At 44.2% G+C, this 14,429-nt stretch carries 5 protein-coding genes; 4 read left to right on the top strand and 1 reads right to left on the bottom strand.

Annotated elements, in window-relative coordinates:
• Nucleotides 1–852: 852 nt before the first annotated feature.
• The 3 genes from JUE95_RS07610 (at nt 853) to JUE95_RS07600 (ending at nt 12,016) form a co-directional block, all read left to right on the top strand.
• Nucleotides 853–10,353, top strand: coding sequence for a mucin-binding protein (locus JUE95_RS07610; protein ID WP_203650415.1), 9,501 nt, complete (start codon nt 853–855; stop codon nt 10,351–10,353).
• 149 nt (nt 10,354–10,502) lie between these two features.
• Nucleotides 10,503–11,480 carry a glycosyltransferase family A protein gene (locus JUE95_RS07605; RefSeq protein WP_203650414.1) on the top strand — a complete coding sequence of 326 codons (978 nt, stop codon included), beginning with the start codon at nt 10,503–10,505 and terminating at the stop codon, nt 11,478–11,480.
• A 59-nt stretch (nt 11,481–11,539) separates the two neighbouring features.
• A complete protein-coding gene (locus JUE95_RS07600; RefSeq protein WP_203650412.1) occupies nt 11,540–12,016 on the top strand; it encodes an AP2 domain-containing protein in 477 nt (158 codons plus the stop codon).
• A gap of 49 nt (nt 12,017–12,065) precedes the next feature.
• On the opposite strand, the gene JUE95_RS07595 is transcribed toward JUE95_RS07600, so the two are convergent.
• On the bottom strand, nt 12,066–12,500 hold the full coding sequence (locus JUE95_RS07595; protein ID WP_203650410.1) for a GNAT family N-acetyltransferase: 435 nt from the start codon (nt 12,498–12,500) through the stop codon (nt 12,066–12,068).
• A gap of 995 nt (nt 12,501–13,495) precedes the next feature.
• On the opposite strand from JUE95_RS07595, the gene JUE95_RS07590 reads away from it, so the two are divergent.
• Entirely contained in the window at nt 13,496–14,428 is a 933-nt protein-coding gene (locus tag JUE95_RS07590; protein ID WP_203650408.1) for an ABC transporter ATP-binding protein, read from the top strand.
• Nucleotide 14,429: the final 1 nt, after the last annotated feature.

The raw sequence follows: 14,429 nt of genomic DNA, 5'->3' as shown, positions 1-14,429 counted from the left end.
CAATCAATAGATATCGCATTCCTAAAAGTCACAGCACGTATAAGCCCGCTAAAGTTGAAGAAACCGAAATTCATGGTAAAAAAATTTAAATTTTTTTGCCCTGAATAATTATGAACACTTGATGAGACTGTGTTTAGTATAAATTAACTTTTCGTGGGTACGCTTTAGAAAAGTAAATTTTCAGGAAATTACCAGGGACAAAACAACCAATTTTTTTCAAAAAATTCATTTTAAGTTTTCAAAAAAAACGAACTATTCAAAAAAAGTCTCCATTATATTTCGCATTAAACCATTTAGATCCTCTGCGTGATGATCCGAATGAAATCGGAAAAATGGAGTTATTAAGCAAGCAAAAAGTTTTCGCTATTTAACAAAATCATGAAAGTGTTTGAAAATATTGTTTATAGGGTGAATTATTTTAGCCGGCTGGACTTGATATCGTCGGCTGGTCGAATATGACGTGCATAAGAAATCATTTTTTTAAACTTTGCGTTTTTAACTTTTTTAAAAGCTATTGTAGTATGCAATTAAAATATAAACGAGATAATATTGGGATTTTGTCCCCAAAATCAGCTATTTTTATCAGCTTGATAGATCCATATCAGTTAAGTTAATGAAAATGGTAAAAAAGAATGATTATCATTTTACTGAATATTCATACGCCTTTTGTAATTATTTATCCCGAAAGGCAACTTGAATTCATAACTAAGACGGTGATAGTATTCTGTCTGAAAAGTGGACTGGGAATTCCAACCGGATATTGGAATGATCCACGGATCTAGTTTTTAGGAAGTTTGGTATTTTTTGGGCGTAACTTTTGGATTAGTGTAAATTTTATGAGGGGGATTTCATATGGAAAAGTATAAATTCAACAGACGTAAATTAGCACGTGATTGCGAAGATGAAAAAGTTAGATTTAAACTATATAAAGCCGGCACACGTTGGTTAGTTGCCGGAATAGCTACCCTGACATTTGGTTTGGGTACTTTTGTATCTTCTGAACAGGCAAAGGCGGATACTGCAACGACACCCACCGATGATACCAATGCAAATACAAGTACCACAAAACAAACTGTAACCGCTCCCAAACAAGTCACTTTGCGGAGCTCTCAAAGTAGTTCAACGGGTGCTTCAACCACGACACCGACAGCTGCAACACAAACTCCTTCAACAGAAAAGGCTGCACCAGCAAGTAGAGCATCAGTAACTACAACGCCGACTGCTGAAAAGACGCCAGCAAGTGCAACGTCAACTACTGCAAAGGCGCCTTCAACCACTAAGCCTGCAACAACGGATACGACAGCAACTGACAGTGCTGCTAGCGCGCAAAAACCGATTACCAAGACAATGGTTGATGCCACATCATATGATCCAATTGTGGTTAATGTTAATAACAACACGAATACAAACACGAATACAAATAATAATGGTTACAGCACCAGTACTGGCAGCCTACCTACTGGCGATATCGGAACAACAACTACTACTCCGGGTTCAGGTTCAACCGGACAATCATCTACTTCTGTTTATAAGAACCCTGATGGCTCCGTTAGTACGGTTGCGTATGCCACGAATGGTCCCGATTCGACTTCAACTTCCACTAGTACTACCAATGGGACGAGTCAAACTCATGTTGTGGTTCTTCTTGGCGGGGCACCATCAACGAACACAGATTATTCAAAGATATCGTCCGCAATGTATGTATCGATCGTTGACCAAGAAGGTGACGTACTTTATAGCCGTCCTCAGACTACGCAAGTAAGCTATAAAGATACTTCTGACGGTGCTGCTACACAAGAATACGGCATTCTATACGGCGATGTTTCCAAACAATTACAAGCTTTGCAAAACGGGACCACTTACAATGACGATGGCTTGATTACTAATAGCGAACAGAAGCAATACACGCTACCAACAGATCCATCTCAGCTGGTGACCATTGGTAAGCCATCAGCCAACAATCAAGTAGTAGCTGACTCAACCGCACCAATTCAAACAGCAGATTATCTTGATAAGGTTGATCCTACTGATACTCAATCAGTGATCAACGCCTCAAATAACGGTATTGTAAACGCCAAGATCAACTATACTTTGGCTAACTCGGTACCTGAATTTGACGTTACTTACCATGTCATCGATCCTAAGAAAGTCACTACACCAACGGAGAAAAGTTACGTTGTAAACTATGTGGATGAAGATGAAGATAACCGGCTAGTTCAATCGGTTCAAGTCAACGATGACTCATCGCAAGATTATACCTATAACGAAGGAACGATCCTTAATCCTGATGGATCAGCGGATAGTACAAATAACACGGGAATTAATTTTGATATTTCAAATTACCAGATCGATGCTGATAAACTGATTGAAAAAGACGCTGCAGGTAACGTGATCGAAAATGGCGAGCTGGATAACGGCTATGAAACCATTAAAGATCCTCTAGCCGGAAAAACGTATACGATTCAGTTAAAACACGCCTATACAGCAAGTAACGGTGCAGTTACACACACCGTTAACTTTAAGTATACTGATGGCACAACAGCTGCACCTTCCGTTGAAAACTCTGCAACTTTCACAGAGACGACTGATATGGTTTTAAAGGCCGCTGGTGTGAACTCATACACTAGAGATGACGGCACGGTAATCAAACAGGTTAATTATAATGGTCTTCCCGCACAATTTGATGCTGTTCAAGCGGCTACTGTCGCTAACGCAACGCCAAATGTCGCAGAGGCACCAGCCGCGTCAACAACTGATGCTAATGGGCTTGCTGTCAATAGTTCTTATGACATTATTTACACGCTAAATACGTATACCCCTGACAATAATCCAGCGGGCTTAAATCTGACTAAAACAGTTACTCAAGGCGTTTATTATGTGAACGTTGATCCAGCTGCCCAAACGTTAGATGATATTGAAAACTATATGAAGAATGGTGCTAAAGCTAGCGATTTACTGGATATGGATACTAACCTTCCGAGTGTGAACTTTCACCGGACAGCTACAGCGACTGCTGATGGTAAATTTGTATACTCACCATGGGTTACTGATGATTCAACGGCATTTTCTTCAGTGCCAAAATATATGTTGAACTCCGAACCTGGCTACACTTTCTTTAAGATCGCGACTGCTGTGTCAAGCAATACCGTGGACGGCGATTCTGGATATAAGGCTGGGGATGATTCGACTAATAATACGGTTCTAACTGAAAGCAACGACTACGTTTTCGTTAACAGTGATACTGATAATGTTGCAAGGTATATATTCTATAAAAAGAATACAGAGGCACAGCCAACTGATGGAGCTGACCAGACGGTTACCCGGACGATTCACATTGTGGATCAGGATGGTAACAAGATAGGCCCCGATATCGTTCAATCAGTCACCTTTGAAACAAAAGTAACTGGCACTGGTGACGCACAGAAGGTTGTTTCTTACAACGTTAAATCATCAGATGAAAATGGTGATAAGCAAGCTGATGCAACCACTAGCAAGATCTTTACTTCTATTGCGGCACCTAAGGTTACTGGCTACACTCCAGATGATGCCAAAGTTGATGCACAAAACATTCCGCTGCAAGTTGACGGTACTTTAGCAAATCTAGAAACGACGATAACGTATACCAAGGCGCCAGTTGTTTCAGTTGATAAAGGGACGCCAAACACTGACAACTCATCAACGACTTACAAGATTACAGTTAACGGTCAGCCAGCGGGTTCATTTACAGTTAAGAATGGTATTAACGGCACTAACGGAACTAATGGCAAAGACGCTGCTCCGCTTACAGTCAAGAGTACCAGCATTGATAAACAGGGCAACACGGTCGTGCTCTTTAGCGATAACAAGTCAGTTACTATTTCGAAGGGTAAAGATGGCACTAACGGAACTAATGGTAAAGATGGTGCTTCTATCACCGTTACCAACACATCTAAGGATCCTAACGGTAACACCGTAGTTACCTTCTCGGATGGCAAGACAGTAGAGATCGATAAGGGGACTAATGGTACTAACGGTACTAACGGAAAAGATGGTCAGGCACCACAAGTTAAGGAAGTTACCAATACCGATGGTTCAAAGTCGTACGAATTCTACATCACCGGCCCAGATGGTGCTGAAATTTCTCTTGGTAAAGTTGCTGCACCAAAAGATGGTGTCAATGGTACCAACGGTAAAGATGGCACTTCTGTAACAGTAACTAGTACTTCAACAGATTCAGAGGGAAATACCGTCGTTAAATTCTCCGATGGTCACACTGCCACTATTGACAAAGGCCAAGACGGTAAGAATGGTACCGATGGTAAATCAATTACAGTTGCAAGCAGCAAGGTTGATGAAGATGGTAACACGATTGTGACCTTCTCAGATAATCAGACCATTAAGATCGATAAAGGTACTAATGGTACCAATGGAAAAGATGGCCAGACACCATCGGTTAAGGAAGTTACCAATCCAGATGGCACTAAGGTCTATGAGTTCTACCTCAAAGGACCAAAGGGCGATGGTACCGATGATACGATTCTTGGCACAGTTGATGCACCCAAGGATGGTACCAACGGAAAAGATGGTACTTCAGTAACCGTCACTGGTACTTCAACAGACGCAAAGGGAAACACCGTCGTTACATTCTCTGATGGTCACACAGCAGTCATCACCAAGGGTGCTGACGGTACTAACGGAAAAGATGCACAGACGCCACAAGTCAAGGAAATTACGAACACGGATGGCAAGAAGTCATACGAATTCTACGTTACTGGCCCAGATGGTTCAGAAGTTCCGGTTGGCACAGTTGATGCACCCAAGGATGGTGTCAACGGAAAAGACGGTAAAGATGGTGCAACGCCAACAGTTAGACCAGCTACTGACGCTAGCGGTAACGTTGATGGTTACATCTTCACTTTGAATGGTATCGATTACACTGTGAAAAATGGTGTCAATGGTACCAACGGAAAAGATGGTACATCAGTAACCGTCACAGGTACTTCGATAGATGCATCAGGTAACACCGTAGTTAACTTCTCGGATGGTCATCACGCCGTAATTAACAAGGGGCAAGATGGCAAAGACGGGACTAACGGAACCGATGGTAAGTCCATTACCGTTACGAATACTACGACTGATAAGGATGGCAACACCATTGTGACCTTCTCAGATAATCAGACCATTAAGATCGATAAAGGTACTAACGGAACCAACGGTACTAATGGAACTAATGGTCAGACGCCACAAGTTAAGGAAGTCACTAATCCAGATGGCACTAAGGTATATGAATTCTATGTCACCGGCCCAGATGGTTCCGAAGTCCCAGTTGGTACAGTTGATGCACCAAAGGATGGCGTTAACGGTAAAGACGGTGCCGATGGTAAAGATGGAATCAACGGAAAAGATGGCCAGGCGCCAAAAGTCAAGGAAGTTACAAACACTGATGGTTCGAAGTCCTACGAGTTCTACATCACTGGTCCAGATGGTTCCGAAGTGCCTGTTGGTACAGTTGATGCACCGAAGGATGGCATTAACGGAAAAGATGGAACTAATGGTAAAGATGGGACTGATGGAAAAGATGGTACATCAGTAACCGTCACAGGCACTTCGGTAGATGCATCTGGCAACACTGTAGTTAACTTCTCGGATGGTCACCACGCCGTAATTAACAAGGGGCAAGATGGTAAAGACGGGACTAACGGAACCGATGGGAAGTCCATTACCGTCACGAACACTACGACTGATAAGGATGGCAACACCATTGTGACCTTCTCAGATAATCAGACTATTAAGATCGATAAAGGCACTAATGGAATCAACGGTACTAATGGCAAAGATGGCCAGACACCACAGGTTAAGGAAGTCACCAATCCAGATGGTACTAAGGTATATGAATTCTACGTCACCGGTCCGGATGGTTCAGAAGTTCCGGTTGGTACAGTTGATGCACCAAAGGATGGCGTTAACGGGAAAGATGGAACTAATGGTAAAGATGGTGCATCCATCACCGTAACTGGCACTACCAAAGATGACAAAGGTAACACGGTAGTGACCTTCTCAGATGGGCACACTGCCACGATTGATAAAGGCCAAGATGGTACTAACGGTACCAACGGAACCGATGGTAAGTCCATTACCGTTGCTAACACTACGACCGATGAGGATGGCAACACAATTGTTACCTTCTCGGATAATCGAACAATTAAAATCAATAAAGGTGCTAACGGTACTGATGGCAAAGATGGCCAGACTCCACAAGTTAAGGAAGTCACCAACCCAGATGGTACTAAAGTATACGAATTCTATGTCACCGGTCCAGATGGTTCCGAAGTCCCAGTTGGCACAGTCGATGCACCCAAAGATGGCATTAACGGTAAAGATGGTACTTCAGTAACTGTAACTGGTACTTCAACAGATGCAAAAGGGAATACCGTCGTTACATTCTCCGATGGGCACACAGCCGTCATTGCCAAGGGTGCTAATGGAACTAATGGCAAAGATGGTCAGACCCCACAAGTTAAGGAAGTTACCAATCCAGATGGCACGAAGTCATACGAATTCTATGTTACTGGCCCAGATGGTGCGGAAGTGCCAGTTGGTACAGTTGATGCACCAAAAGACGGTGTCAATGGAACTAACGGAAAAGATGGAACTAACGGTATTAATGGCACCAATGGGAAAGACGGTCAGACTCCGCAAGTCAAAGAAGTCACCAACCCCGATGGTACTAAGTCATACGAATTCTATGTCACCGGTCCGGATGGTTCCGAAGTCCCAGTTGGTACAGTTGATGCACCAAAGGATGGCGTTAACGGTAAAGATGGCACCAACGGTAAAGATGGGGCTTCCATCACCGTAACTAGTACTACTAAAGATGACAAAGGTAACACTGTAGTGACCTTCTCTGATGGCCAGACAATTACGATTGATAAGGGTACAAATGGAATCAACGGTACTAATGGTAAAGATGGTCAGACACCACAGGTTAAGGAAGTCACCAATCCAGATGGCACTAAGGTCTATGAATTCTATGTTACTGGTCCAGATGGTTCCGAAGTCCCAGTTGGCAAAGTTGATGCACCAAAAGATGGTGTCAACGGAACTAACGGTAAAGACGGGACCAATGGTAAGTCGATTACAGTTGCAAGCAGCAAGATTAATCAGGACGGTAACACCGAGGTTACCTTCTCAGATGGCAAGACAATCACGATCGACAAGGGTACTAATGGAATTAACGGTACTAATGGAACCAATGGCAAAGATGGCCAGACTCCGCAAGTCAAGGAAGTTACCAATCCAGATGGTACCAAGGTATACGAATTCTACGTTACTGGTCCAGATGGTTCCGAAGTCCCAGTTGGTACAGTCGTTGCACCAAAAGATGGTACTAACGGCAAGGATGGAACATCAGTAACAGTCACAGGCACTTCGGTAGATAAATCCGGCAACACAGTAGTGACTTTCTCAGATGGTCATCAAGCTGTAATTGCCAAGGGTCAAGATGGCAAAGATGGAACCAATGGTACTGATGGTAAGTCAATTACCGTTTTGAACAGTCAACTTGATAAGGATGGTAACACGGTTGTAACGTTCTCTGATGGTAAGACAGTCAAGATTGACAAAGGTACCAATGGTAAAGACGGTCAGACACCACAAGTTAAGGAAGTCACCAACCCAGACGGCACTAAGGTATATGAATTCTATGTCACCGGTCCGGATGGTTCGGAAGTTCCGGTTGGTACAGTTGATGCGCCAAAGGATGGTGTCAATGGAACTAACGGTAAAGATGGTGCCGATGGTAAATCAATCACAATCTTAGGTAGCAAGATTGATGAGGACGGCAACACTGTAGTAACCTTCTCTGATGGTAAGACAGTCAAGATCGATAAGGGCACTAATGGTACCAATGGCAAAGATGGCCAGACACCAAAAGTGAAGGAAATTACGAATCCTGACGGTACAAAGTCCTACGAGTTCTACATCACTGGTCCAGATGGTTCCGAAGTCCCAGTTGGTAAAGTTGATGCACCAAAAGACGGTGTCAATGGGACTAATGGAAAAGATGGCACCAATGGTACTGATGGCAAGTCAATCACTGTTACTAACACCACGATTGATAAGGACGGTAACACGGAAGTTACCTTCTCAGATGGTAAGACAGTCAAGATCGACAAAGGCGCTAATGGAACTAATGGTAAAGACGGTCAGACTCCGCAAGTTAAGGAAGTCACCAACCCAGACGGGACTAAGGTATATGAATTCTATGTCACCGGTCCGGATGGTTCCGAAGTCCCAGTTGGTACAGTCGATGCGCCAAAGGACGGTACTAACGGTAAAGATGGAACCAATGGCAAGGATGGTACATCAGTAACAGTTACAGGTACTTCGATAGATAGCGCTGGTAACACCATCGTTACGTTCTCCGATGGCCACACAGCAACCATTGACAAAGGCCAAGATGGTAAGAACGGTACCGACGGCAAGTCAATTACTGTCACAAACACCACGATTGACAAGGACGGCAATACAATAATTACCTTCTCAGATGGCAAGACCGTCAAGATCGACAAGGGCGCTAACGGGGCCAACGGTACTAATGGAAAAGATGGTCAAACGCCGCAAGTTAAGGAAATCACCAACCCAGACGGGACTAAGGTATACGAATTCTACGTCACCGGTCCGGATGGTTCCGAAGTCCCAGTTGGTACCGTTGATGCACCAAAGAATGGTGTTAACGGTAAAGATGGTAAAGACGGTGCAACACCTGACTTTAAAGAGATCAAAGATGATAAGGGCAACGTTATTGGTTACAATATCATCTTGAATGGCGCGCTTATCGGCACGGTCCACAATGGTAAAGATGGTACTTCAGTGACAGTTACCAATACCACAACTGATCCTAATGGCAATGCCGTGGTACACTTCAGCGATGGTAAGACCGTTACAATTGACAAAGGTGCTGACGGTAAAGATGGTCAGACACCGCAAGTCAAAGAAGTCGTCAATCCGGATGGCAGCAAGTCCTATGTATTCTTTATCAAGGGACCAAAAGGCGATGGCACTGATGACAAGATCATTAGTACTGTGGATGCACCAAAAGATGGTAAAGACGGTACTTCGGTAACAATCACTGGTACTTCAAAAGATGTATCAGGCAACACCTTAGTTACATTCTCTGATGGCCACACTGTTGAGATCGATAAAGGTCAAGATGGCAAAGATGGTACCTCAGTCACCGTTAAGAGTGTCACGACCGATGCCAATGGCAATACGGTAATTACCTTCTCAGATGAAAGCAAAGCTACTATCAATAAAGGCCAAGATGGTAAAGACGGTCGGGATGGTTCAACACCAGTATTTAAAAAAGTTCAAGATAAAACTGGTAAGACTATTGGCTACTCAATTACGTTAGGTGGTGTATATATCGGGACAGTTCTCAATGGTAAAGATGGTACTAACACTGTAACGCAAGCTGCTAATACGACTCCTGAAACCCGTGCTGTAGTGGATGCCATTGCAGCCTATGGCGCCGGTATCCCTGATCAAGGACAGACGGTTCAAAGTGGAACGGCCAAGGCCCAAGATCAAAAGCCTGCAGCAGTCAATGATGCGCCTACCGCTAAAGCTGATGCTGCTGGAACAGCTGCAACTGATACGGCGAGCCAGGACGGTCAAGGATCAGCATTAGATGCTTTAAAGACACTTTCTGACAATGCTGCTGCAACGACCTCAACGGCACCGATTAATTCAGTTAATAATGATGCTGCTACCGCTAAAGCTAAAGCTGCTGCTACTGGTGCGGCTGCAACTGATACGGCAAGCCAGAACGGCCAAGGATCAGCATTAGATGCTCTGAAGGCAGTTTCTAATAACGATACCGCTGCAACGACCACAACCGCGCCAACTAATTTGGCTAACAGCGTTGCGACAGCTGCTCCACAAAGCGATAGTGCTTCGCATGCAGCAGCCGTTTCAACAACGACCACAACCGCAACTGATAACAATACGGTTGCACCGAGTGGCAATGACGGTACGGCTACTGAAAATGGTAGCAATGCTGGCACGGCCGTAACGAGCGGTAATGGTGATGTTACTGCAACTAACAGCGATACCTCAAGTCAAACTAACGCTGGTTTGGTACCAACGAACGAAGCAGGTAACAGCGGTGCTTCAACGATTCATGAAGCAGTTGCTGGTTCAACCAATGTTTCGAACACTAGTGATGGTAACAGTACGTTGCCGCAAACTAATGAACGTTCTACTTCAAGCTCAGCAATCGTTATGTTGGGTGTTGGTATGACTATCATGGAAGCAACGTTAGCTTACGGTGCTACCCGTCGTAAGCGGCATGATGACCACGAGTCTCTCTACTAATCAGTTAAATGACTAGTGCAGACTCATTATGAGAGAGGCTGCAGATCGTTTAAGGATAACGGTCATGCAGCTTTTCTCTAAACGGGAAAGCGATGCAAAAATCGCTTTCTCATACATAGGGAAGCAGGAATTTTAAGGGGGATAACACGATGACAAAACGAATTAGTATTATCGTTACGGTCAACGATGCGCGTGAAGAAGATTTGATGATCCCGTTATCATCGATCAATAATCAGCTGGGAATTGACTTTCGCGATGTTGAAGTGATTTTAGTAGATAACGGGCAGTACCGGTTGAGGGACGTGAATCAGTACCGGCTGCTTAAGAACTTAGATATTCGCTACGAAAATCCTGATACGGTTTTGTCTTGGGAAGAGGCCTTTGAATATGGTGTGAAGAGCGCCAGTGGCGACTACGTCATGTTCATGGGGCCAGATGGCTTGTTAAATCAAACCAGTGTTCTTCAAACCTTTAGTATTACTGCTGATCAAAATCCAAATGCTGACGTCTTGACGGGCTTAGTACTGGAACAGGATATGACTAAGACGCGAACCACCCAATACAAAGTTGGCAGAGACTTTATGACGGCACGCGGTCGCTGGTTTAAACGCAGTTTTCTAAGTCAGTACGGTATTCAGTGGCAGGCTCAGGGAAAGTATTCAGACGAAATGTACAGCAGACTAGTCAATAGCTTGGCAGCCACTGATATTGAAGCTAATGAGATTACGTATGCCCGGTTTATGAGTCGAGATGTTCGCTCGGCGGTTATGGCCCCGGTTCCTTCGATCACCACGACCGAACAGATTACGATGTGGGGGCGCTTCTTGAAGCTGCTAAAGGAAATTGATCCCAAACCGTATGCTGATGAATTCGCCAAGCTCTGCGTCCGCTACTATACCCTGCGCAAGCAAGTCGGAGATCCAGAGCAAGACTTAGTTGATAAATCATTCTGTATGCTCGTGGAACAAAACGCCTCGGTTTGGTCAAATGTGCAAGTACTTGTTGCTCATTTACAAATGACTGATAAGGCGCCTCAAGCACCTTGGAATAAGGAACAGCAGGTGTTTGAACAATATATTCAGGCGTTAAGCAAAGTTGCTGATCCAGCTGAATCTACGCCTAATTGAGACCATGTTTACCGATTAATAAGATACCACTCTGTTCAATGCTGAAAGGACTAATTATTATGAGTAGAATAATTGATTTGACACATCAGAGATTTGGTCGCCTAGTTGTGGAAGCACGAGCTGCTGAAGCGGCACCTAATGGCAATGCACAATGGGTGTGCCGGTGCGACTGCGGCAATCGGACTGTAGTGGACAGTTATTCGCTCCGGAAGGGGACGACCAAGAGTTGCGGCTGCTTACGACGCGAAGTTTCGCATAAATTTGCTAAGTGTAACCAGGCATTTATTGATTCGCAAGGAACGTCATTAAAAAACAAAGATGGCATCGGCTATTGCAGCCTGATCAAGGGCAAACGTAATCGAACAGGGGTCATTGGTGTTTCGTTTGACGAGCAGTCCCATCGTTTTGTTGCCCGGCTGATGTTTCATGGTAAGTACGTGCTGAACAAAACGACAGCTACTTTTAGTGAGGCCGTTGAACTACGGAAGGAAGCGGAAGCAGTTTACTTTAAGCATTCAGAACAGAAATCAAGTTAAATCCGAAAAGGCAGTTTCTCAAGTGATTTGGGAAACTGCCTCTTTGTGCTTATTTAAGTGTCTTCTTCAGCGTAATCGCCGGTACACCGTCTTCTTCGTATGGTTTGGAGGAAACTTGGTATCCTTGACGTTCATAAAAGCCCTTAGCTGTCATCTCGCTGTGAATGACTGATTGGGTATATCCGTGGGCGATACCGTAGGCTTCTAGTGCTTCAATAATTTGTGCGCCAAGATGCTGACCTCGGTATTCTTTCAGGGTGGCAATTCGGCCTGGACGCATGGTGGTTTTATCAATAGTTTGGAATCGGCCAGTCGCAACTGGCTGTCCTTCATCAGAATAGGCAACGACGTAAACACGGTCAGACTCATCGTTATCGTCGAACTCATCTTCAATGGCGATGGTGCGTTCCAACACAAAGACGCTCATACGGATGTACAGTGCTGCGGCGTGATTCCATGGTTCAGATCCGGTGTGAATTTTCATTTGAGGTACTCCTTTAGACTTGGTTAGTGGTTTTAGTATACCTTTAATTACTGTAGAGATTAAGGGTCATTTCGCTACGCCGGGTGGGCAAATCGTAGTGGGTCGTGGTGAAGCTAGCACCTGCGCTTCGCTTGGGGCGGATCTCCACCATCTCCCATGTCACTAAACTACCAAAGAACGGTAGTCAAGTGACATCGACACCACGATTTGCCCACCCGGCTCCGCTGCCTGCATTATTTTCAAGAATCTCACGGTAGCCGAATTTGCGTCAGCAACGCACGGTTTAGTAGCAGATAAACTCAAAGTTAAATGCAGTGTAGTGAAACAGGTAAATCGTGGTGCGAGTAGTAGTTAGTGAGCGTTTTAGGCTCACTTACTACTACGGGAGACGTAGGAAATCCTTTTTCGGGGTCCTTCCGAAAAATAGTTCCGAAGCGACCCCACTACGAGTTGCCTGTTTCACGGAACGGAATGCTGCTTAGCCTGCGTCAAGAAAATTTAACCAAACAAAAACCCGCAGGTCTATAGTCTGCGGGTTAATTCCGTTACTGCAGAGAATGCACGAAACGGCTGTTGTTGTCTTCTGCTATTTGGGAGAATAGTAAGAAGAATTTAGGATTGTTTCAGGTCACAGGGGATGTTTCCTGAAAGATGAGATTTCAGCTACTAACTGTGGGAAATTGACAGCTGAATGCTTTCAATATAGAAAGCAGAGTTTAGGGAAAACAGAATGATCAGGGGGATCAGTTCTGTGATACAAGGATTAATATACTGGGACGAACTTAAATAGAACTTAAAAACAACAGCCAGCTCAAAATTTCTTTTCAGAGTTAGAAATTTCTTACGATTTGAGTTATTTATACTATTATTACGAATGATTCGGTAAACTTTAAATGAGGCTATTTTAACGGTTAAAGCAAGTGGCGGACTTGCCCCGACCCCTTAAATTATGATTAAATACCAGTAAACCACTATTCATGAGTATGGAGGCAAAAATGAGCAGTATTTTATCCGTGCAAAATTTAAATAAAAGTTTTGGCAACAAGCACGTGCTGCATGATGTCTCGTTTGATTTAAAAAAGGGACATATCGTGGGGCTTGTTGGTCCTAACGGTGCGGGGAAATCAACCTTGATGAAAACGATACTCGGTCTATTTAATTACGATTCAGGCAGCATCAAGATTGCGGGAGAAACGGTGACACCTCAAAAGCACGAATCACTATCGAAGGTTGGTGCGCTGATTGAATACCCCGGAATTTACCCGTTCTTAACCGGTTGGGATCATCTGCAGCTGTTTGCGGATGGTGACCATCAACTGATTCACATTCAAAAAATCATTTCACAGTTAAACATGGATAGCTATATTAAGCGAAAAGCTAAGGGCTATTCGTTGGGGATGAAGCAAAAACTGGGAATTGCCTTAGCTTTGGTTAACTTCCCAGACTTAGTCATTCTTGATGAACCGATGAACGGCTTGGATCCACAGGCGACTAAGGATCTGCGGGATCTGATTATTACCGAATCTCAGCGAGGCACGACCTTTCTGATTTCGTCGCATATTCTAAGTGAGCTGCAGCGGCTGGCGCAGGACCTGCTGATCATTGATGAAGGCAGTATTGTTCAGCAAACCACCATGCATCAGCTATTAGCTTCGCAAGGCAAGCAGACGATTATGCTGATGACTAGCGATGATAATAAAGCCCGGCAATTACTGAAAAAGGCTAAGTTTAAGACCACACCTGATCCGCGGGTGGAAGTAATTGCAAAGGACGACAACACCATGGCGGAAGTACTCCGTTTGCTGGTGGAAGGCGGCGTTGATATTTTAGATGTTCAGCGTCTCGAAGGAAATCTAGAAAGTTCATTGCTGGAAGTTTTGAAACAAAATCGGATCAAGAAAAAACTAGCCGAAGAAGAGGCAGAATAGG

The sequence above is a fragment of the Secundilactobacillus yichangensis genome (assembly GCF_016861565.1).
In the GTDB taxonomy this organism is placed as follows: domain Bacteria; phylum Bacillota; class Bacilli; order Lactobacillales; family Lactobacillaceae; genus Secundilactobacillus; species Secundilactobacillus yichangensis.
The sequence above is the reverse complement of the archived record's forward strand: the minus strand, read 5'-3'. Positions and strand labels throughout refer to the sequence as shown.

Coding starts and splice junctions, on each gene's coding strand:
- JUE95_RS07610 (WP_203650415.1), top strand. CDS start 853: ATGGAAAAGTATAAATTCAACAGACGTAAATTAGCACGTGATTGCGAA.
- JUE95_RS07605 (WP_203650414.1), top strand. CDS start 10,503: ATGACAAAACGAATTAGTATTATCGTTACGGTCAACGATGCGCGTGAA.
- JUE95_RS07600 (WP_203650412.1), top strand. CDS start 11,540: ATGAGTAGAATAATTGATTTGACACATCAGAGATTTGGTCGCCTAGTT.
- JUE95_RS07595 (WP_203650410.1), bottom strand. CDS start 12,500: ATGAAAATTCACACCGGATCTGAACCATGGAATCACGCCGCAGCACTG.
- JUE95_RS07590 (WP_203650408.1), top strand. CDS start 13,496: ATGAGCAGTATTTTATCCGTGCAAAATTTAAATAAAAGTTTTGGCAAC.